Raw genomic sequence first — 22,525 nt, 5'->3', positions numbered from 1 at the left:
GCCGCGCGGCGCCCGGGGTCGCGGAGCGTGTCGTAGGCGGCGAGGACGGCGGCGAGGTCGTCCGGGACCGCCGGGTCCCGGGGCGCCGTGTCCGGGTGCAGCGCGCGCACCAGCCTGCGGTACGCGACGGTGATCTCGCGGGCGGAGGCGGAGCGCGGCACACCGAGGACCGCGTAGTGGTCGCGTGGCGGTCGCTTCCCGGGCATGGCACTCACCTCCCTACCCACTGCCAGTATGCCCGGTTTGCGTGCGGGCATTTCCTGTCGCGGGCGGCGGGGAGGCTCGTTGCGGAAGTCTTTCCGGTTTGCGTCCCGAAGTGTGACGCGACTCCTACGCGGGACCCGTTCCGGTGCGGAGCATGGGTCTGTCGGACCGCCTGCGAGTCGGCGGGCCCACGGGAAGGAAATCCGCACATGGCCGAGCACGTGCACGTCCGTATCAGCCAGGGTCTGGCGGTGAGCGAGAGCGGAGAGCTGGTGGAGCACTCAGCCTGCCGCTGCGGAGCGACCTTCACCAGGATCCACCCGGTCCCGGAGGAGGGCTCCGAGCGGTAGCCGGGCTTTCCGCCCGCCCGGGGCACCGGGTGCGCGATCATGCTGGGGTCGGCCCGGGCGACGCGGCGGAGCTGAGCGGTCCGGTGGAGGCCGGCGCGCTCGCCCTCGCGCACGAGAGCGTCCGGGCTGACGGGATGCGCGGCCCTTCGGCAGGGAAGGGCGAGCTGTACGACGCCGGGTGACTCGACGGCGCCCGAGCCGCGGCCGACGCCCTCGGCGAGCTGGCCGGACGGGCCCTGGAGGAAGCCGTCGCCGCGCACCAAGCGGACCGCTCGGCGGACGCCCGCCCCCGCGTCATTCGCGTACAGGTCGAGCGGGCGAAGGTGGCGGTCATGCCGCTGTACCGCTCGTTCGCCGCGGACTCCGACCTCGACCCCGAGATCTCCGACCAGGTGCTCGGCGCTGTCCTCGCCACCATGAACGCGGGGCGGCGCGCCGGCTACGCCGGGCGGCTGGCCGCGTTCGCCGACGCACACCGCGAGCGGCTGGAGCGGCTGTACGCATATTTGCGCTGGCGCAACGCGACCGCCGTCCAGCAAGTACGCCATCTCCGCGGGAAGGGTGCACAAGACCGTCCGGCCGAAGAAGGTCAGGGCGCGGACGCCCGCCGGCCGCCGCGAGAGGAACGCCCGTCGGTTGGCCGCTCCGCCCGGAGGGCGTCCGTTCCGGTCCGGTGGGCCGTGCCGGGCCGCGCGACCGCCATCAGCGGCGCCGCCGAGCAGCAGGAACGCGGTGGCCGGGGCGGACGCGCACATGGTCCGCGGGGCCAGGTTCTGCCCCGCCCCGGCGGATGGAGCAGTAGTCGCCGATCAGCGTCGTGCGGCAGGTGATGGCGCCCTCCGCGATACCGGCAAGGACCCGGCCGGCGTTGATCGTCCCGGCAAGCCAAGCCACAGCGGCGCGATCCCGTAGCCAGAGCAGCCTTGCGGGAGTCGGACGGGCAGGCTCTGCCGGGGATGTGCGACGACCACGGCTGGCCCGCCCGTCGGCACCACGGGCACAGCGGGGTCCTGCCGACCGTGCATGTCAGCCGACTGGCGCCAGGCCGGCCGGTTGCCCGGCCGTTACGCGTCTGTCGTCGAGATCACCAGCAGCTTGGTCACGGTGCCGTCGTCGCCGGTCACGTCCCGTACGTGCCGGAAGCCCAGGCGGCGGCACATGGCCAGGCTGGGGGCGTTGTCGGCGCCGACCATGCCGTAGGCCTCCTTCAGGCCCAGGTTGTCGGCGGCATGGCGCAGCAGGCCGCGGACCACTTCGGTGCCCAGGCCCCGGCCCCAGTACGGGGGCGCGAGGGCGGCGATCAGCTCGTGTCCGTCGACGTTGCCGGTCTTCTTCACCTCCGCGTGCCCGACGAATGTCTCCCCCTGCCACACCCCCCATACGTCGAACCGGCGTTGCGGGTAGATGTCGGTGAGGAGGGCGCGGAACAGCGTGCGGATGTCCCCCTCGGGGACGCGTTCCTGGCCCATCCAGCGGCAGACCTCCTCGTCGCGCAGCAGCTCCACGAAGGCGTCCTCGTCCTCGGGGCGGTAGGGGCGGAACGTGAGTCGTTCGGTGTGCAGGACCGGGACCGGTGTGGTCATGCAGGCTCCTCGGGACATGCGGGAAGGAGGGTGGAACCGGGCCGGGGTACGCGGCAGGGACGTACCCCGGCCCGGTCCTCTGTTGCGCCGGCGAGCGCGTCAGGCTTCGGCGTTCTCCATGCGCTCCCGCAGGCTGCGGGGACGCATGTCGGTCCAGACCTCGTCGACGTAGGCGGAGCACTCCGCCTCCGTGCCCTCCTTACCGACGGGCTGCCAGCCGGCGGGCACCTCGATGTCGACAGGCCACAGCGAGTACTGCTCCTCGTCGTTGCGCAGCACCTGGTAGCGGGTGTTCTCGTCCATGTCCGGCGGTCTCGCTCTCTCGGTTGGTGATCGGGTGGTGAAGGGGGCTGGGAAGGGGTTGGTGGTGTGTCCGCGGCGGTGGGGCGCGGGCCGCGAGGCGGGGCGTCACCGGCGGTGGCGGGCGTGGTGGGCGATGTGGCGCAGAGCCCGGGCGAAGTCCTCGGCGACGGCGCACACGGTGGCGGTGGCGTGCAGGGCGGGCCGGTGGTGCCAGGTGAAGGACAGCCGGCCTCCCTGCACCGCGCCGACGATCTCCAGCGGGTGGGAGCCGCTGTCGCGCGGGTCGTGGTGGCGGCCGAACGAGCCGTGCTCGGCGCGCACCAGGCCGTCGCCCGCCTTCTCGGGGCGGGCGTCCCACTGTCCGAGGTAGTTGAAGACGACCTGCCCCTGCGCTGCCCGGCCGAGCCGTTCGCGCACCTCGGCCGGGCCGAAGGTGCGCAGGGCGCCGAAGCCGAGGCCGTTGCCGGGTACGGCGCGAAGCTGGCGGCGCACCGACTTCACCAGGCTCCGCCAGTCCCGGCCGGGGCCCAGGTCGGCGGGTTCGGGAACATGGAGGGCGACCGGGTGGACGGTGGTGAACCAGCCGACCGTGCGGGTCAGGTCCACGTCGTCGAGGATGTCCTCGCGGCCGTGTCCCTCGAGGTCCAGGCGGACCTCCTCGCGGCCGGTCCAGCGGGCCAGGGCCAGGGCGAGAGCGGCGAGCAGCACGTCGTTGACGCGGGTGCGGTAGGCGGTCGGCGCGGCGCGCAGCAGGGCCTCGGTGTCCGCCTCGTCCAGTTCGACGGTGAGGGTGTCGACGACCGCCGCATGCGGACCGACCGGTGTCTCGGTGGGCAGTGGTGCGGCGTTCACTGCTCGTTCCCAGTAGGGCAGTTCGTCGTCGAGGGCGCCGGCCGCGACATGCGCGGCGAGGCCGCGGGCCCAGTCGCGGTAGGAGGTGGTGCGCTCCCCCAGCGTCACCGGTTCGCCCTGGGCGGCCTGGCCGTAGGCGGCCTCCAGGTCGTCGCGCAGGATGCGCCAGGACACGGCGTCCACGACCAGGTGGTGGGCGACCAGGAGGAGGAAGGCGGGCCGGTCGGCGTCGCCGGTGAACAGGGCCGCCCGCAGCAGCGGGCCGCGCGCCAGGTCGAAGCCGGTGTGCAGTTCGTCGGCGGCCTTCTCCATCGCCGCGTCGGCCTCGGCGGAGGCCAGTCCGCTCAGGTCGTGGCGGGTCAGGAGCCGGTCGCGGTCGGTGTCGGACGGCGGCGGGTTGAACTGCTGCCAGCCGTCCTGGCCGGCGGTGAAGCGCATGCGCAGGGCGTCGTGGTGGTCGAGCAGGGCGTTCAGGGCCGTTTCCAGGGCGGCGGCGTCCACCTCGGCGGTGAGTTCCAGGAGCAGTGACTGGTTGAAGTGGTCGTGGCTGGCGCGCGGGCTGGTCAGGAACCACTGCTGGATGGGGGTGAGCGGCACGTCCCCGGTCACCGGTTCGTCCCCGGAGTGCTGCGGGGCGCCGGTGACGACGCCGGCCAGCTCGCCGACCGTCTGGTGGGTGAACAGGTCCCGGGTGGTCACGTGCAGTCCGTCGCGGCGCAGCCGGGAGACGACCTGCATGCTCAGGATGGAGTCGCCGCCGAGGTGGAAGAAGTTGTCGTGCGCGCCGACGTCCGCTATGCCGAGGACGTCGGACCAGATGCGGGCGATGCGGCGTTCGGTGTCGGTGCGCGGTGGCGTGTGCAGCCCGGTGGCGGTGTGGGTGGGGCCGGGCTCGGGGAGGGCGCCCCGGTCCGTCTTGCCGTTCGGGGTGAGCGGCAGGCCGGCGAGCGGCACGAACGCCGAGGGGATCATGTGCGGCGGGAGCAGCCCGGCGAGGTGGTCGCGCAGCTCCGGAGCCGGCAGTTCCCCGGGGGTGCCCTCGGCGGGTACGACGTAGGCGATCAGCCGTCCCCCGGAGCGGCCGTGCGGGTCGCTGCCGCCGCGTACGGTGACGACCGCGTCGCGCACCCGCGGGCTGCGGCGCAGCGCGCTCTCGATCTCCCCGGGTTCGATGCGGAAGCCGCGCAGTTTGACCTGGTCGTCGGCGCGTCCGGCGAAACGCAGTTCGCCGTTGGTGTCCCAGCGGGCCAGGTCGCCGGTGCGGTACATGCGCTCTCCGGGCGCGCCGAACGGGTCGGCGATGAACCGGGCGGCGGTCAGGCCGGGCCGGTTGAGGTAGCCGCGGGCCAGTCCGGGCCCGGCCACGTACAGTTCGCCGGTGACGCCGGGCGGGACGGGGCGCAGCGCCGCGTCGAGGACGTGGACGCGGGTGGCGCCGGCCGGGCGTCCGATGGGTGGGGCGCCGGTGCCCTGGGCGAGCGGGCCGGTCCAGGTGGCGACGACGGTGGCCTCGGTCGGGCCGTACGAGTTGATCATCCGTCGGCCGGGGGCCCACCGTTCGACGAGGTGGGGCGGGCAGGCCTCGGCGCCGACGATGAGGGTGCGCAGGTGCGGCAGGGCGTCGGCGGTCTCGGGGGCGACGGTGGCGAGGGCGGCCGGCGGGATCAGCGTATGGCTGACGCGCCGCGCGGCGAGGACCTGGGCGAGCCGTTCGCCGACGAGAGGGCCTTCCTCCCCGGTGAGCAGGGTGGCTCCGCTGAGCAGGGACACGCACAGCTCCAGCACCGAGGCGTCGAAGCTGGGCGAGGCGAACTGCAGGACGCGGTCGCCGGCGCCCGCGTCGTAGCGTTCGGCGGCGGCCGTGGCGAACGCGGCCAGACCGCGGTGCGTCACCGTGACACCCTTGGGGGTGCCGGTGGAGCCGGACGTGTAGATCACGTACGCGGGGTGGTCGACGGTCAGCGGGGCCGTGCGGTCGGCGTCGGTGGGCGCCGTGTCCGGGCCGTCCGCGTTCCGTACGGCGGCGGGGTCGTCCAGGACGAGCCAGGCGCCCGCGTCGCGCAGCATGAACTCCCGGCGCTGCTCGGGGTAGTCCGGGTCGACGGGCAGGAAGGCGCCGCCGGCCTTGGTGACGGCGAGCTGGGCCACCACCGTCTCCGCGCTGCGGGGAAGGGCGAGCGCCACGATCCGCTCGGGTCCCACTCCCTGGGCGATGAGCCGGTGCGCCAGCCGGTTCGCGGCGCGTTCGACCTGCGCGTACGTCAGTTCTCGGCCGTCGGCGTCGGCCAGGGCGACGGCGTCGGGAGTGTGGGCGGCCTGCCGTTCGAACAGCTCGGACAGGGTCGCCGCCGGGACCGGGCGGGCGGTGCCGCGTCCCTGGTCGAGGACGGCCTTGAGCGTCTCGTCGGTGGCCAGGGGCAGGGCGCCCAGGGGGCGGCCGGGGTCGTCGGCGACGGCGGTCAGGAGCGTGCCGAGCTGGTCGGCCATGCGTTCCGCAGTGGCCGGGTCGAACAGGTCGGTGTTGTAGGTGAGGACGCCGTGCAGTTCCCCGGTGCCGGTCTCGGCGAACTCCAGGGTGAGGTCGAACGCCGCGTGCCGCAGCTCGGTGTCGACGTCGGTGACCTCGATGCCGGGCAGGTCGAGGGCGGCGGCCGGGGCGTTCTGCAGCACCACCATGACCTGGAACAGGGGGGTGCGGCTGGTGTCGCGGACCGGCTGCACCGCGTCCACGACCTGCTCGAACGGCGCCTCCTGGTGGGCGAAGGCGTCCAGGACGGTCGCGCGCACCTCGCTGAGGAACTCGTGGAAGGGACGGCCGGGTTCGACGCGGGAGCGCAGGACGAGGGTGTTGACGAAGAACCCGACGAGGTGCTGGGTCTCGGCGCGGTCCCGGCCGGAGGTGACCGTGCCGACGGCGATGTCCTCGCCGCCGGTCAGGCGGGCCAGGTAGGCCTGCGCGGCGGCGACCAGCGTGGTGAACAGTGTGGCCTGCCGGTCCCGGCCGACCCGGGCGAGGCGGCGGGTGGTGCCGCGGGGCAGGACGAGGCGCACGGTGGCGCCGTCGTGGGTGCGCACCGCCGGGCGCGGCCGGTCGGTGGGCAGGTCCAGTGTCTCCAGGCCGGCCAGGTGCTCCTTCCAGTACGCGAGGTGGTCGTCCGTGCCGCGCCCGCGCTGCCAGTGCGCGTAGTCGGCGTACTGCACGGGCAGCGGCGGCAACGGGTCCTGACCGGCGCCGAGTCGTGCGCGGTAGAAGTGGGCGAGGTCTGCGGTGAGCACTCCCGTGGACCAGCCGTCGGTGACGATGTGGTGCAAGGTCAGCGTCAGGACGTGCTCGTCGTCCGCGAGCCTGATCAGGCCCGTGTGCAGGAGCGGGCCGTGCCGCAGGTCGAAGGTGCGGGCGCGTTCGGCCTCCAGCAGTTCCGCCAGCCGGGCCGCGCGGTCGCTCTCCGCGAGCGCCGACAGGTCGTGCAGGGTCAGGGGCACCTCCCGCGCCGGGTGGACGATCTGCACACCGTGGCCGTCCACCGCGTCGAAGGTGGTGCGCAGCGCCTCGTGCCGCTCGACCAGGGCGCGCAGGGCGGCGGTGAGGGCGGGCACGTCCAGCCGGCCGCGCAGCCGCAGGGCCAGCGCGGTGACGTACTCCCCGCTGCCCGGCGCGAACTCCTGGAGGAACCACAGGCGTTGCTGGGCGTACGACATCGGGGCGGGCATGTCACGGGGAACCGGGACGATCGCGGCGGGCGGGGCCTCGCCGGAACCGCCGGCGGTGAGCAGGGCGGCGAGGGCGGCGGGGGTGGGGTGGGTGAACACCTCACGCGGGGACAGGTCGGTGCCGAACGCCTCGGACAGGCGGGCGGCCAGCCGGATGCTGAGGATGGAGTCCCCGCCCATCTGGAAGAAGTCGTCCTCCACGCCGGGGCGCGGCACGGAGAGGACGTCGGCGAAGACCTCCACGGCGCGCCGCTCGGCGTCGGTGCGCGGCTCGCCCGGCGCGTCCTGCGGGTCGCCGCTCGCGAGCTGCGGCGCGGGGAGCGCCGCCCGGTCGACCTTGCCGTTGCGGCTGAGCGGCAGCGCCGGCAGGGTGACGAACGCCGACGGGACGAGGTAGTCGGGCAGCGAGCGGCGGGCGAACTGCCGCAGGGCGGTGGCGTCTTCGGTGCCGACCACGTAGGCCACCAGGCGGCGGGAGCCGGGCCCCTCCTCGCGGGCCACCACCGCCACGTCCGTGACGCCGGGGTGCGCGGCCAGGGCCGCCTCCACCTCGCCGGGTTCGACGCGGAAGCCGCGGATCTTCACCTGGTCGTCGGCGCGGCCCAGGAACTCGACGGTGCCGTCGGGGCGGCGGCGGGCCAGGTCGCCGGTGCGGTACATCCGGGTGCCGGGCGGGCCGGCCGGGTCGGCGAGGAAGCGGGCCGCGGTGGCGCCGGGACGGCCCAGGTAGCCGCGCGCCACGCCCTCGCCGGCGATGTACAGCTCGCCGGCGCAGCCCGGCGGTACGGGCCGCAGCCGGCCGTCGAGGACGTGCACGCGCAGGTCGTCGAGCGGGTGGCCGATGGGCACGGTGTCGGGGACGGCGCTCGCGTCGGCCAGCGCGAAGGACGTCGCGAATGTCGTCGTCTCGGTGGGGCCGTAGCCGTCCACGACGGTCAGGCCGGGGCAGGCGGCCAGGACGCGGCGCACGGCCGCGGCGGGCACGACGTCACCGCCGGTCCACACCTGGCGCAGACCGGTGAAGCAGTCCGGCGCGTCCTGCGCCAGCAGCCGGAAGAGGCCGGCGGTCAGCCACAGCGCGCTCAGGCCGCCGTCGCGGACCAGGCCGCGCAGCAGTGCCGCGTCCAGCGGCCGCGGGGGCGCCACGACGACACAGCCGCCGGTGAGCAGGGGCGCCCACACCTCGAAGGTGGCGGCGTCGAAGGCCACCGGGGAGTGCAGCAGCACCCGGTCGCACACCCCGCCGGTGAAGCGGCTGTCGGTGGCGAGGGCGGCCACGTCACGGTGTCGTACCGCGACCGCCTTCGGCTCTCCGGTCGACCCGGATGTGAACATCACGTACGCGAGCCGGTCGGGGTCCGCGGGAGCGGCCGCGGGCGCACCCGGCACGCGGGTGCGTGCGGCGGCGACGTCGGCGGCGGTCAGCTCGGCCGTGGCGCCCGCCCGGTCGATCAGTGCGCGCCGCCGGTCCTCGGGGGCGCGGGCGTCCACCGGGACGTAGGCGCCGCCCGCCTTGAGGACGGCGAGCTGGGCGACGACGAGTTCGGCGCAGCGGTCCATCGACAGCGCCACCCGGTGCTCGGCGCGCAGGCCGTCGGCGAGGAGCCGGGAGGCCACGGCGTCGGACCAGTCGTTCAGGTGGCGGTACGTCAGCACGGTGCCGCCGTCGCGCAGCGCGGGCGCGTCCGGGGTGCGGCGGGCCTGCTCGGCGAAGAGTCCGACGGGGCTGTGCGGTGCCGTCGGCCGGGCGGTGGTGTTCCACCGCGCCAGCAGGGCGTGGTCGTCCTCGGTCAGTGCCTCCAGGCCGGTCAGGTCGGCGTCGGCCTCGATGGCGTCGGTGAGGGCGGTCAGGACGGTCGCGAGCCGGTCGGCGAGACGTTCGGCCGTGTCCGCGTCGAACAGGGCGGCGTCGTAGGCGAGGTCGATGCCGAGCCGGTCGCCGAGGTGGGCGCGCAGGCACAGCGGGAAGGTCGGCGCGTCGTCGGCGCGTACCTCCGCCACCCCCACGCCCGTGCGGGCGGTGGCGGACTCGTCGACGGGGTAGTTCTCGAACACCACCATGCTGTCGAACAGTGCTTCGCCGGCCGGGACCTCGCTCAGCGCCTGGATGCGCGGCAGGGCGAGGAAGTCGAAGCGGCGGGCCTCGCTCTGCCGCTCCTGCACCTCCCGCAGCCAGGACGCCGCTCCCCCGCCCGCCACCCGGACACGGGTGGGCACGGTGTTGATGAACATGCCGATCATCGACTCCACGCCGGGCAGTTCGGCCGGGCGCCCGGAGACGGTGGTGCCGAACACGACGTCGTCACGGCCGGCGTGCCGGGCCAGCAGCAGCGCCCAGGCGCCCTCGACCACGGTGTTCACCGTGAGCCCGGCCCGGGCCGCCGTCTGGCGCAGCCGTGCCGAGCCGTGGGCGTCCAGCTGCCGGTGCGCCACGGCGGCGGCGCGGGCGCGGTGCCGCTCGGCCGGTGGGCGGTCGTACGGCAGCGGGGTGCGGGCCGGGAAGCCGGCGAGGAGAGCGGACCAGTGGTCCTCGGCGGCCTTCTCGTCCTGGTCGCGCAGCCAGCGCAGGAAGTCGGCGAACGGGCGCCGGACCGGTGCGGGGGCCGCACGGCCGCCGGTGAGCGCGGCGTAGCGCTCGCACACCTCGGTGAGGAGCTGTCCGGTGCTCCAGCCGTCCAGGATCAGGTGGTGGGAGGACCACAGCAGCAGGATCTCGTCGCCGGGCAGCGCGGCCAGGGTGATGCGGGTGAGGGGTGCGGTGGTCAGGTCCATGCCCGCCGCGCGGTCGGCGGCCAGCAGTTCCTCGGTCTCCCGTGCGCGTTGCTCGGGCGTCAGGTGCCGCCAGTCGAGGTGGGTGACGGGCAGGTCCACGTGCCGGTGCACGACCTGGACGGGGTGCGGCAGGGCCTGCCAGTGGACGCTGGTGCGCAGGGCCTCGGTGCGGTCGGCGACCTGCTGCCAGGCGGCGGCGAAGACGTGCGGATCGGTCACCCCGGACAGCCGTACGGCCACCCGGTCGAAGTAGGCGCCCGCCGTGTCCACCAGACCGTGGAAGAGCATCCCGGCCTGGAGGGGCGTCAGCGGCAGGACGTCCGCGACGTGCCGGCCGTCGCCCACGAGACGGTCCAGCTCCGGCTGGCCGAGCCCGGCGAGCGGGAAGTCCGACGGGGTACGGCCGCCCGCGTCCGGGCGGGCGCAGTGGGCCGCGATCTCGCGCAGCGCCGCGCACATCTCCTCGGCGAGCGCGCGGACGGTGGGCTCGTCGTAGACGGCCGGTGGGTAGGTCCAGCCGAGTTCGAGCCGGCCGTGCTGGACCACGCCGGTGATGTCCAGCAGGTAGGGCCGGGGGGCGCCGGGATCGGTGTCGGAGCCGGCCGGGGGCAGGGCGGCGCCGTACAGGCCACTGCCGCCGCCGTCGGCGTCCCACTGGCCGTGGTAGTTGAAGCCGACCTGTGGTGCGGGAGCACCGGCGAGTGGGCTGTCGGGCAGGAGGTGGCGCAGCGCGCCGTGGCTCAGGCCGTGCAAGGGCACCGCGCGCAGCTGTTCCTTGACCGAACGCAGGGTGTCGTGCCAGCCGGCGTCGGGGGCGACGGTCAGCGCGAGGGGGAACTCGGCGGTGAACCAGCCGACCGTCCGGGACAGGTCCACGTCGTCGAAGAGGTCCTCGCGGCCGTGGCCCTCCACCCCGACCAGCACGCTCTCCCGCCCGCACCAGCGCGCCAGGGTGCGGCCGAGGGCGCTGAGCAGGACGTCGTTGACCTGGGTGCGGTAGACCTCCGGGACCTGGCGCAGCAGGGCCCGGGTCGTCTCCGGCTCCAGTTCGACGGTGACGGTGGCGGCGGTGCCGTGGGTGTTGGCGCCGGGCCGGCCCGCGGGCAGGCCGGCGGGGGCCGACGTGGTGTGCCGCCAGTGGGCGAGGTCGCCGTCCAGGGCTCCGGAGCGGGTGTGCGCCTCCAGCCGGGCCGCCCAGTGGCCGTACGCGGTGGTGGCCGGGGGCAGGTCGACGGGGTGTCCCGTCGCGGCCTGCCGGTGGGCGGTCTCCAGGTCGGCCAGCAGGATCCGCCAGGAGACGCCGTCCACCACCAGGTGGTGGACGATGACGAGCAGTTGTGCGGGCAGGTGCGGGCCGCGGTCGAAGAGCAGGACGCGCACCACCCGGCCCTCGGCCGGGTCGAGGCAGGTGCGGGCCTCGTCCGCGAGGCGGGCCGCCTCGGTCTGAAGGGCGGGGCCGTCGAGGGCGGTCACGTCGTGGTGGGTGACGATGCCGTCCGGGACGTCGGGCAGGACCTCCTGACGCCAGCCGTCCTCGGTGTGGCGGAAGCGGGTGCGCAGGGCCGGGTGGTGGCGTACGAGGGCGTCCACGGCGGTGCGCAGTGCGGACAGGTCGGTTCCGGGGGCGAGTTCCAGACGCTGCGACATGGTGAAGCGCAGTGGGTCGCCGGGGCGGCGGCCGTCGAGGTACCAGCGCTGGATGGGCGTCAGCGGTGCCTCGGCGGGTGCGGCCTCCGGCGCCGCGGCAGTCTCCGCCGTCACCGGCGCCGTCTCGGTGACGCGCAGGGCGAGTTCGGCGACGGTCTGGTGGCGGAAGACGTCCTTGGTGGTCAGCGCCAGTCCGGCCTGGCGGGCCCGGGAGACGATCTGGATGCTGAGGATGGAGTCGCCGCCGAGCGCGAAGAAGTTGTCCCGCGCGCCCACCCGTTCGACCCGCAGGACGTCCGCCCAGATCGCGGCCAGCGTCTGCTCGGTGCCGGGGCGGGGTGCCACGTACATCGTGGCGGGGTCGGGCTGGGCGGGCGGGTCGGGCAGGGCACGCCGGTCAATCTTGCCGCTGGTGGTGCGCGGGATGCGGGCCAGCGGCACGAACGCCGCCGGGACCATGTGGTCCGGCAGGGTGCGCCGCAGTGCGAGGCGCAGCTCGTCGGCGGTCGGGGCGGTGTCCCCGGCGGGCACCAGGTAGGCCACGAGCATCAGCCGGCCGGCGTGCTCGCGTGCCGTCACGACGGCCTCGGTCACCTCCGGGTGGGCGAGCAGCGCGGCCTCGACCTCGCCGGGTTCGATGCGGAACCCGCGGATCTTGATCTGCTCGTCGGCGCGGCCCAGGAACTCCAGCAGTCCCCGCTCGTCCCGGCGGGCGCGGTCGCCGGTGCGGTACATCCGCTCTCCCGGCGCGCCGAACGGGTCGGCGAGGAAGCGGGCCGCGGTCAGGCCGGGACGGTTCAGGTAGCCGCGGGCCACCTGCGCGCCGGCGAGGTACAGCTCACCCGGCGTGCCGGGCGGCACCGGGCGCAGGGCGGCGTCGAGGACGTAGGCGCGCAGGTTGCGGCCGGGCCGTCCGATGACCGGCCGGTCGGGGCGGTCGGTGACGCGCCCGTAGGTGGCGTCGACGGCGCACTCGGTGGGGCCGTACATGTTGTAGGCGGTGACGCCCAGTTCGGCGGCGCCGTACAGCTCCCGCCAGGTGTCCGGGCCCGTCGCCTCGCCGCCGACGAGCAGGACGCGCGGGTGGTGGCGGCCGGGGGCGAGGAGTCCGGCGGTGAGGAGTTCGCGCAGGAAGGACGGGGTGACGTTGACCAGGTCCAGGCCGCGTTCGGTGATCTGCGCGCAGAACGCCTCGGGGTCCAGGCGTACGTCCTCGTCGACGAGGTGGACCTCCTGGCCGAGGGCGAGCAGCAGCGGGCCCTCCCAGGAGGTGTCGAAGGAGAACGAGGCGCTGAGCGCGGCGCGCAGTCGCCGCCCGTCCGCGGTGTGCGGGGCGACGAGGCCCTCACGGTGGTCGTGGACGAGGTTCACCAGGTGGCGGTGTTCGACGACGACGCCCTTGGGGCGGCCGGTGGAACCGGAGGTGTAGACGATGTAGGCGGCGTGGTCGGGGCGCAGCGGGGCCGGGCGGTCGCGGTCGGTGGGGTCGTGGGCGGGCAGCCGGTCCCACGGTGTGTCGCGCAGCGCGTCGGCGGTCAGCACGGTGTGCGGGGCCGCGTCCGCGAGGAGGCCCGCGAGGCGTTCGGCGGGCAGGCCGGGCTCCAGGCACAGCAGGGTGGCGCCCGCCTTGGCGACGGCGAGGACCGCCGCCATCAGGTCGGAGGTGCGCGGCAGTTGTACGGCGACCACCCGCTCGGGGCCGGCTCCTTGGGCGAGCAGGTGGTGGGCGAGCCGGTTGGCGCGCTCGTTGAGGGCGGCGAAGTCGAGGGTGGCGTCCCGGGCCACCAGGGCGGTGGCGTGCGGGGTGCGGGCGGCCTGCGCCTCGAACAGGGCGGGGAAGGTGGTCTCGGGGACCGGGAGGTGCGGCCCCTGCCAGTCGTGCAGGACGCGCCGCCGCTCGTCGGCGGTCATCAGGTCCAGCGCCCGCACGTCCCGGTCGGGGTCCCGCACCGCCGCTTCCAGCAGCAGCCGCAGCCGGGCGGCCAGCCGCCGGACGGTGTCCTCGTCGAACAGGCCGGTGTTGTACTCCAGGTGGCCGGTGACGCCGCCGTCGCTCTCCACGAAGTCGAAGGCGAGGTCGAACGTGGCGTGCCGGACCGGTGGCAGGACCGGTTCGACGTCCAGGCCCGGCAGCGCGGGGGCCTCGGCACCCAGGTTGTGCAGGGCGACCATGACCTGGAACAGCGGGGTGCGGCTGGTGTCCCGTTCGGGCTGGAGGGTGTCCACCAGCCGCTCGAAGGGCACGTCCTGGTGGGCGAACGCGTCCAGGACGGTGCCGCGGACCTGTTCCAGCAGCGCGCGGAAGGACACACCGGGGTCCACCCGGTTGCGCAGCACGAGGGTGTTCACGAACATGCCGACCACGTCGTGCAGTTCGGTGCGCTCGCGGCCGGCGGTGACGGTGCCGACGGCGAAGTCGTCCTGGTCGGCCCAGCGGGAGAGCAGGACCGTGCACGCGGTCAGCAGCGTCATGTAGAGGGTGGCGTCGGCTTCCCGGCCGCGCTCGCGCAGCCGGTCGGTCAGCTCGGCGGGCAGGGTGAAGGTCACCAGCGCGCCGTCCCGGGTGCGGACGGCGGGGCGCGGCCGGTCGGTCGGCAACTCCAGCGGCGGTACCCCGTCGAGCTTCTCGCGCCAGTGGGCGAGTTGCCGCTCGGTCTGTTCGGTGCGGGCGCGCTGCCAGGCGGCGTGGTCGGCGTACCGGACGGGCAGCTTCGGCAGTTCGGGGCGGCGGCCTTCGCGGGCCGCCGCGTACAGCTCGCCCAGGTCCCGGCCGAGGACGCCGAGCGACCAGCCGTCGGTCACGATGTGGTGGACGGCGAGGGCCAGCACGTGCTCGTCGGCCGCGGTGCGGGCCAGCCGGGCGCGCAGCAGCGGCCCGGCCGCCAGGTCGAAGGGCGTGGCCGCCTCGCGCTCCAGCAGCTCGTGCAGCGCCGCGCGCGGATCGGGGGCGGTGGTGAGGTCGTCCACGGTCAGGTCGGCCGGGTGCGGCGGGCGCACCGACTGCCACGCCTGCCCGTCCTGTTCGGCGAACGTGGTGCGCAGCGCCTCGTGCCGGGCGACCAGGCCGTCCAGGGCGGTGCGCAGGGCGTGCTCGTCGAGCGGGCCGCGCAGGCGCAGCACGGACAGCGTCGTGTACTCGGTGCTGCCGGGCTCGAACCGGTCGAGGAACCACAGGCGTTGCTGGGCGTACGAAAGCGGCGCCGGGGTGTGCGGGGCGGTCGCCGGTATCGCGTCGGCCAGGGGGGCGGACACATCACGGGACGGCTCGCCCAGTTCGGCGGCGAGCGCGGCCACCGTACGGCGGGTGAACAGCAGTCTCGGGGAGACGTCGGGGCCGAACGCGGCGCGCAGCCGGGCGGTGACGCGGACGGCGAGGATGGAGTCGCCGCCGAGCGCGAAGAAGTCGTCCCCGGCATGCACCTCCTCGACCCCGAGGACGTCCGCCCAGGCGGCGGCGACCGCCCGTTCGGCGGGCGTGCGCGGCGGTGTCCGGTCGGTGTCGGCGGCGTAGCCGTCCGCCGTCGGGGCGGGCAGGGCGCGCCGGTCGAGCTTGCCGTTGACGGTGAGCGGCAGCGCGTCCATCGGCACGTAGGCGGCGGGCACCATGTGGGCGGGCAGCAGCCGTTCCAGATGGGCGCGCAGCTCGGCCGCCGAGGGGGCCGCGCCGCCGGAGCCGACGACGTGCGCGACGAGCCGGCGGGTGCCGGTGGCGTCCTCGAACACGCCGACGGCGGTGTCGGCGACGCCGGGGTGGGTGTGCAGGGCCGCCTCGATCTCGCCGGGCTCGATGCGGTAGCCGCGGATCTTCACCTGGGCGTCGGCGCGGCCCAGATACTCCAGGGTGCCGTCGGGCCGCCACTTCGCCCGGTCGCCGGTGCGGTACATGCGGCTGCCGGCCGGGCCGAACGGGTCGGCGAGGAAACGGGTGGCGGTCAGGCCGGGGCGGCCCAGGTAGCCGCGGGCCAGGCCCTCCCCCGCCACGTACAGTTCGCCGGTCGCGCCCGGGGGTACGGGTGCCAGGTCCGCGTCGAGGACGTACACCCGCAGGTCGGGGATGGCCACGCCGATCGGGCCAGCGGGGCCGCTCGCGGCGGTGGCGGGGTCGAGCGGGGCGTGGGTGACGTGCACGGTGGTCTCGGTGATGCCGTACATGTTGACCAGGCGGGGGGCGTCGGCCGGGTGGCGTGCCCACCAGTCGGCGAGCCGGCCGACGTCCAGGGCCTCGCCGCCGAAGATCACCGTGCGCAGCGCGAGGCGGGCGCTGATGTCGGGGTGTTCGGCGTCCGCGCGGACGAGCGGGTAGAACGCGGACGGGGTCTGGTTGAGGACGGTGACCCGCTCGTCGGCCAGCAGCCGCAGGAAGTCCTCCGGGGAGCGGGCGGTCTCGTCGGGCACGACGACGAGCCGGCCGCCGTGCAGCAGCGGGCCCCACAGTTCCCACACGGAGAAGTCGAACGCGTAGGAGTGGAACAGCGTCCACACGTCGTCCGGGCCGAAGTCGAACCACCGGCGGGTGCGGGTGAACAGCCGTACGACGTTGGCGTGCGGGATCACCACGCCCTTGGGGCGGCCGGTGGAGCCGGAGGTGTAGATGGCGTAGGCGGCGCTCTCCGGGAGCGGGCGGCGGGCCGGGGCGGGGCCGGTGGCCGGGCGGCGGGCGAGGTCGGCTGCCACGTCCGGGTCGTCGAGGAGGAGGACGGGCACACCGGTGCCGTCGGCCCGGGCCGCGGTGGCGATGGTGGTCACCAGGGTCACCGCGGCGGCGTCGGCGAGGAGGTGGGCGATGCGGTCGGCGGGCGAGTTCGGGTCGATCGGCAGGTAGGCCGCGCCGGTCTTCAGTACGGCCAGGATCGCGACGACCTGGTCGGTGGAGCGGGGCAGGGCGAGGGCGACGAACCGCTCGGGTGCGGCGCCGAGTTCGGCGAGCCGGTGGGCGAGGCGGCCGGCGCGGGCGTCGAGGGTGGCGTAGTCCAGGTGCTCGGTTCCGTGGGTGACGACGACGGCATCCGGGGTGCGGGCGGCCTGCGCCTCGAACAGGTCCACCAGCGTCTCGGCGGGACGCCCGCTTTCGGTGCCGTTCCAGTCGGTGAGCATCCGGCGCCGTTCGCCGGCCGTCGTCCAGGCCAGGGCGCGCAGCGGCCGGTCGGTGCCGTCGGCCAGTTCGGTGAGCAGCAGGCACAGCCGGCCGGCGAGGGCGCGGACGGTCGCGGCGTCGAACAGGGCCGGGTCGTAGGCGAGGTCGAAGCCGAGGCGTTCGCCGTGGTAGGCGCGCAGCACGAGGGGGTAGTTGGTGGCGTCGCGGGAGGTCACGTCGGCCAGGCGGATCCCGGAACCGGCCGTGCGGGCCTCGTCGAAGGGGTAGTTCTCGAAGGCGACCATGCTGTGGAAGAGCGGGCTGCCGGACGGCACGTCGCTGAGCTGGGTCACCTCCGCCAGCGACACGGCCGCGAACCGCCGCGACTCGGCCTGGGTGTCCTGGAGTTCGCGCAGCCACGCGCCGGCCGTGCGGGCGGGGTCGACGCGGACGCGGGTGGGGACGGTGTTGATGAACATGCCGACCATCGACTCGACGCCGGGCAGGTCGTCGGGCCGACCGGAGACGGTGGTGCCGAACACCACGTCGTCCTGGGCGGCGTAGCGGGCCAGCAGCAGCGCCCAGGCGCCCTGGACGACCGTGTTGAGGGTGAGTCCGGCCTCGCGTGCGGTGCGCGCGAGGCGGGCCGACGCCTCCTGGTCCAGACCTGCCGCGTACACGTCCGCGGAGCGGGTCTCGTGGGCTTCGCGCAGGGGGCGGTCGGCGGGCAGCGGGGTGGGTTCGGCGAACCCGGCGAGGACGTCCTGCCAGTGGGCGCGGGCGGCGTCGGGGTCCTGGCCGGCGAGCCAGCGCACGTAGTCGCCGAAGGGGCGCCGCAGCGGCGGCCGGGGCTCGGCGCCGGAGGTGAGCGCCGCGTACTCCTCGCACACCTCGGTCAGGACCTGGGCCAGGCTCCAGCCGTCCAGGATCAGGTGGTGGGAGGTCCACAGCAGGTGCAGCCGGGCGTCGGGCAGCCGGACCAGCGTCAGCCGCATCAGCGGCGCGGCGGCGAGGTCGATGCCTCGGGCCAGGTCGTCGGCGCGCAGCCGGGCCAGGCGCTCGGCGCGCTCGGCCTCGTCCAGGTTCCGCCAGTCGAGGTGGGTCACCGGCACGCGTACGTCCCGGCGCACGACCTGGAGGGGTACGGGTACGTCCTCCCAGACCACGCAGGTGCGCAGGGCGGGCGTGCGGTCGGTGACGCGCTGCCAGGCGACAGCGAAGGCGTGCGGGTCGGCGACGCCGTCCAGCAGCAGCCCGGCCTGGTCGACGTAGACGTCGTCGGGGCCGCCGACCAGCCGGTGGAAGAGCATGCCCTCCTGGAGCGGGGTCAGCGGCAGGAGGTCCTCGACGTCCCGGCCGTCGCCGACGAGCCGGTCCAGGCGGTCCTGGTCGAGGCGGGCCAGCGGGAAGTCGGACGGGGTGCGGCCGCCCGCGCCGGGGCGGGCGCAGTGCTCGGTGATGGCGGCGAGCGCGCGGGTCATGGCGTCGGCGAGGGCGCGGACGGTGTCCTCGTCGTGCACCTGGTCGCTGTAGTGCCAGGTGATCTCCAGTTCGCCGCCGGTGACCACGGCGGAGACGTCCAGCAGGTGGTCCAGCGGCTCGTCGGGGGCGATGTCGCGGCCGGGCGTCTCCCCCGCCGGGGTGAAGTCCCCGCCGTCGCCGGGCTCCCACTGCCCGTGGTAGGTGAAGCTGATCTGCGGCAGGGGTACGTCCCGCAGGGCGCGGGCGGCCGGGTCGGGCGAGCCGAGGCGGGCCAGCGCCTCGTGGCTGAGGCCGTGCCGGGGGACGGCCCGCAGCCGCTCCTTCACCGCCTTGAGGGTGGCGCCCCAGTCCGGCGCGTCGGCCGGTCCGGCGGGCGCGAGGGTGACGGGGTACTGCGCGGTGAACCAGCCGACCGTGCGGGACAGGTCCAGCGTGTCGTCCTCGCGGCCGTGGCCCTCCAGCAGGACGGTCACCCGCTCGGTGCCCGTCCAGTCGGCGAGGACCCGGCTCAGCGCGCCGAGCAGCACGTCGTTGACCTGGGTGCGGTAGACGGCCGGCACCCGGCGCAGCAGGGCCTCGGTAGTGGCGCGGTCGACTCGGGTGCCGAGGGTGCGGACCGAGCCGGCGAGCGGAGTGCCGGGGCGGTCCACGGGCAGCGGGGTACGGGGTTCGGCGGCCTCGGCCGTCCAGTGCGGCAGGTCGGCGTCGAGGTCGCCGGCGCGCACCCGGCGCGCGAGGTGCCCGGCCCAGTCGGTGAACGGCGTGGGGACGGGCTCCAGCCGGACCGTCTCGCCCCGGGCCGCCTGCCGGTAGGCCTCGGCGAGGTCGGCGAGGAGGATGCGCCAGGAGACGCTGTCCACCGCCAGGTGGTGCGCGGCGACGAAGAGTTGCGGGCGCTCGCCGGGGCGGGACAGCAGGGCGGCGCGCAGCAGGGCACCGGTCTCCGGGTCCAGGGCGGCGCGGGCGGCCTCCGCGGCCTCTTCGCGGGCGGCCGTCGGGTCGGCGGCGCGGGCAAGGCTGTGGCGGGTGAGCAGGCCGGTGGCCGGGCCCTCGCCAGGGTGCTGGAGCCAGGTGTCCCCCGAGCGGGCGAAGCGGGTGCGCAGCGCCGGGTGGTGGGCGGCCAGGGCCTCCAGGGCGCGTTCCAGTGCCGGTTCGTCCAGGTCGTGCGGCAGGTCCAGCAGCATCGACATGGTGAAGTGGCGCAGCGGGCCGTGGGTGGCGAAGAACCACTCCTGCACCGGCGTCAGCGGCGCCGGACCCTGTTCGGCCGGGCGCCGGGGCGCGGGCACCTCGGCGGTGCGCGCGGACGCGGCGGCGGCGAGGTCGGCGACGGTCTGGTGGCGGAAGACGTCCCGCGAGGTCAGGTGCAGGCCGGCCGCGCGGGCGCGGGAGACGGCCTGGATGCTGAGGATGGAGTCGCCGCCCAGCTCGAAGAAGTTGTCCGTCACGCCGACCCGGCGCGCGCCCAGCACCTCGGCCCAGATGCGGGCCAGGGTCTCCTCCTCGGTGGTGCGCGGGGCGACGAACTCCCGCTCGCGCTCGCCGCCCTCGAAGTCGGGGATGGGCAGGGCGCGCCGGTCCACCTTGCCGCTGACGGTCATCGGCAGGGCGTCGAGCACGGTGAACGCGGACGGCACCATGTGGTCGGGCAGCACCCGCCGCAGGGCCGCCCGCACCTCGCCCGCGGCGGGCCGGGCGTCGCGGTCGGCGGGGACGAGGCAGGCGGCGAGCCGGGTGTGGCCGTGCGGGTCGGCGACGGCGACGACCGCGGCGGCGGCGACCTCGGGCAGGTCCATCAGGGCCGCCTCGACCTCGCCGGGCTCGATGCGGTGGCCGCGCACCTTGACCTGGTCGTCGGCGCGGCCGAGGTAGTCCAGGCGCCCGTCGGTGGTCCAGCGGGCCAGGTCGCCGGTGCGGTACATGCGGGTGCCGGGCGGGCCGAACGGGTCGGGCAGGAACCGCGCGGCCGTCAGCCCCGGCCGTCCGGTGTAACCGCGCGCCAGTTGCGCACCGGCCAGGTACAGCTCGCCGCCGACACCGGGCGGCACGGGTCGCAGCCGGTCGTCGAGGACGTAGGCGCGCACGTTGGCCAGCGGCCGGCCCACGGTCGGACGGCCGTCGCCCTCGATGCGGCAGGCCAGGGCGTCGACCGTGCACTCGGTGGGCCCGTAGAAGTTGTACGCGGCCACATCCGGGCGCGTCGCCAGCTCCCGCCACAGGGCGGGCCCGACGGCCTCGCCGCCGAGCATGAGGACGCGCGGGTGGTGGCGCGGGTCGTCGAGCAGTCCGGCGGGCAGCAGCTGGCGCAGGTAGGTGGGGGTGAGGTCGAGGAAGTCGATGCGGTGCTCGACGACGTACTCGACCAGCGCGGCGGCGTCCAGCCGGGTCGTCTCGTCGACCAGGTGCAGCGGGTGGCCGTCGGCCATCAGCAGCACACCCTCCAGCGAGGTGTCGAAGGAGAACGACGCCGTCAGCGCCACCCGCAGCGGGCCTCCGCCCGCCTCGGCGACGAAGCCCTCGCGGTGGCCCGCCAGGAGGTTCGCCACCGACCGGTGCGCCACCGCCACGCCCTTGGGGCGGCCGGTGGAGCCGGAGGTGTAGATGACGTAGGCGGTGGTGTCGGGGTGCGGCGGAGGGAGCGTTCCACCAGTAGTGCCGGGGTCGGGCGGGGTGAGCGGGCCACCGGTGGTGTCGCCGCTCTCCCGCAGTGCGGCTTCGTCCAGCACCAGCGCGGGCCGCGCGTCGTCCAGCAGGAACCGCACCCGCTCCTCCGGCAGCGCGGGGTCCAGGGGCAGGTAGCCGGCGCCGGCCTTCCAGACGGCGAGGATCGCCACGATCATGTCGGCGGTGCGCGGCAGCCGGAGGGCGACCAGACGCTCGGGGCCCGCGCCGCGCGCCACCAGGTGACGGGCCAGGCGGTCGGCGCGGGCGTCGAGCGTCGCGTAGTCCAGGCGGACGTCCCCGGCGACAAGGGCGGTGGCGTGCGGGGTGCGGGCCGCCTGCCGGGCGAAACGTTCGGGCAGGGTCTCCTCGGGCACGGGACGCGCCGTGGCGTTGCAGTCCTCCGTCACCTGCCGTTGCTGCTCGGGTGAGAGCAGGGGCAGGGCACCGAGCGGCCGGTCGGGGTCGGCGGCCACGCCGTCCAGCGTGCGCAGCAGTTGGTCCGCCATGCGCTCGGCGGTGGCCGCGTCGAGCAGGTCGGTGCGGTACTCCAGCAGGCCGGTCAGCCCTTCCCCGTCGGGGACGAACTCCACGCTCAGGTCGAACGTGGCGGCCCGCCGGGGCACGGCGACCGGGGAGGCTGCCAGGCCGTGCGGGTCGGGTGCGGCGGGTGGCGCGGGGTGCAGCAGGACCATCACGTCGAACAGGGGGTTGCGGCCCGCCTCGCGGGTCGCGCCGACGGCCTCCACCAGTCGCTCGAACGGCGTGTCGCCGTGCGCGAAGGCGTCGTTGACGGTGTCCGCGGCGGCGGCGAGCAGGTCACGGAAGGAACCGCCGGTGTCCACGTGGGTGCGCAGCACGACGGTGTTGACGAAGAACCCGACGGCCCGCTCCAGGTCGGTGCGCCCGCGCCCGGGGGTGAGCGAGCCGACCGTGATGTCGTCCTGGCCGGACCAGCGCGCCAGCAGGGCCTGGCCGGCGGCGACCAGGGCGGTGAACAGCGTGGTGTGCTGCTCGGCCGCCAGGTTCCGCAACCGCTGCGTGGTGGTGGCGGGGACGGTGAAGGTGTGCACCGCGCCGGCGCCGGACTCCTCGCCGCGCCGAGGCCGGTCCAGTGGCAGCTCGGGCGCCACCGCCCCGGACAGTTTGCCCTTCCAGTAGCCCAGTTGTCGCTCCAGCCGGGGACCGGACATCTGGTCGCGTTGCCAGACGGCGAAGTCCGGGTACTGCGTGGCCACCGGCGGCAGCGCGGGCCGCGCGCCCTGGGCGAGAGTGTCGTAGGCGGTGCACAGTTCCTCCAGCAGGATGCCCATCGACCAGCCGTCGGTGACGATGTGATGGGCCGTCAGCAGCAGGACGTGTGCGTCGGGTGCCTCCCGCAGCAGCAGGGCGCGCAGCAGCGGACCGGCTTCCAGGTCGAAGGGGCGCTCGTACTCGGCCAGCAGGGCCGCGTCCAGGTCCGTCACGGCCTCGCCCGGGGCCGTCAGGTCCCGGACGGGCAGCGGGAGCGGCCCGGCGGGACGCACGGTCTGCGCGGGGGTGCCGTCGGTCTCCTGGAACGTGGTGCGCAGGGCCTCGTGCCGCTCGACCACGTGCTCCAGTGCGGCGGCGAGGGCGGTGTGGTCGAGGGTGCCGGTGAGGCGTAGCGCGACGGCGCTGTTGTAGCGCGGGTCGCCGGGGCGCAGCCGGTCCAGGAACCACAGGCGCTGCTGGGCGAAGGACAGCGGCAGCGGCCGGGTGCGGTCGGCGTGCGGGATGGCCTGCCGGGCGGCGGTGCCGGGGACGCCGGCGGCTCGTCCGGCGAGGCGGCGGCGGAGCACTTCCTGAAGATCCTGGGGCAGGGCCTCGGCACGGTTTCGCTTCGAAGACGTCATGGTCGTCCGGTC

At 75.4% G+C, this 22,525-nt stretch carries 7 protein-coding genes; 3 read left to right on the top strand and 4 right to left on the bottom strand.

Going from position 1 to position 22,525, the window contains the following annotated elements:
• Window positions 1-206 (bottom strand): J domain-containing protein (locus AB0K92_RS22355; protein ID WP_365925430.1); only part of this gene is annotated, 206 nt, incomplete at its 3' end.
• Between the two features lie 207 nt (window positions 207-413).
• Between AB0K92_RS22355 and AB0K92_RS22350 the strand changes: the two genes are divergently transcribed.
• From AB0K92_RS22350 to AB0K92_RS22340, 3 genes are all read left to right on the top strand, one after another.
• Window positions 414-554 carry a hypothetical protein gene (locus AB0K92_RS22350; protein ID WP_165996059.1) on the top strand — a complete coding sequence of 47 codons (141 nt, stop codon included), beginning with the start codon at window positions 414-416 and terminating at the stop codon, window positions 552-554.
• A gap of 29 nt (window positions 555-583) precedes the next feature.
• Complete coding sequence (locus AB0K92_RS22345; RefSeq protein WP_365925428.1) at window positions 584-736, top strand: hypothetical protein; 153 nt, start codon at window positions 584-586, stop codon at window positions 734-736.
• Window positions 737-886: 150 nt separating this feature from the next.
• A complete protein-coding gene (locus AB0K92_RS22340) occupies window positions 887-1,384 on the top strand; it encodes a hypothetical protein (RefSeq protein ID WP_365925426.1) in 498 nt (165 codons plus the stop codon).
• 234 nt (window positions 1,385-1,618) lie between these two features.
• Here AB0K92_RS22340 and AB0K92_RS22335 read toward each other — a convergent pair whose 3' ends face one another.
• The 3 genes from AB0K92_RS22335 to AB0K92_RS22325 form a co-directional block, all read right to left on the bottom strand.
• Entirely contained in the window at window positions 1,619-2,137 is a 519-nt protein-coding gene (locus AB0K92_RS22335; RefSeq protein WP_365925424.1) for a GNAT family N-acetyltransferase, read from the bottom strand.
• A gap of 99 nt (window positions 2,138-2,236) precedes the next feature.
• Complete coding sequence (locus AB0K92_RS22330; RefSeq protein ID WP_043505857.1) at window positions 2,237-2,440, bottom strand: MbtH family NRPS accessory protein; 204 nt, start codon at window positions 2,438-2,440, stop codon at window positions 2,237-2,239.
• Between the two features lie 105 nt (window positions 2,441-2,545).
• Complete coding sequence (locus AB0K92_RS22325) at window positions 2,546-22,513, bottom strand: non-ribosomal peptide synthase/polyketide synthase (RefSeq protein ID WP_365925422.1); 19,968 nt, start codon at window positions 22,511-22,513, stop codon at window positions 2,546-2,548.
• Window positions 22,514-22,525: the final 12 nt, after the last annotated feature.

This window comes from Streptomyces sp. NPDC052687, assembly GCF_040678395.1.
Classification (GTDB): Bacteria; Actinomycetota; Actinomycetes; order Streptomycetales; family Streptomycetaceae; genus Streptomyces.
The sequence above is the reverse complement of the archived record's forward strand: the minus strand, read 5'-3'. Positions and strand labels throughout refer to the sequence as shown.

Coding starts and splice junctions, on each gene's coding strand:
- AB0K92_RS22350 (WP_165996059.1), top strand. CDS start 414: ATGGCCGAGCACGTGCACGTCCGTATCAGCCAGGGTCTGGCGGTGAGC.
- AB0K92_RS22330 (WP_043505857.1), bottom strand. CDS start 2,440: ATGGACGAGAACACCCGCTACCAGGTGCTGCGCAACGACGAGGAGCAG.
- AB0K92_RS22340 (WP_365925426.1), top strand. CDS start 887: ATGCCGCTGTACCGCTCGTTCGCCGCGGACTCCGACCTCGACCCCGAG.
- AB0K92_RS22325 (WP_365925422.1), bottom strand. CDS start 22,513: ATGACGTCTTCGAAGCGAAACCGTGCCGAGGCCCTGCCCCAGGATCTT.
- AB0K92_RS22335 (WP_365925424.1), bottom strand. CDS start 2,137: ATGACCACACCGGTCCCGGTCCTGCACACCGAACGACTCACGTTCCGC.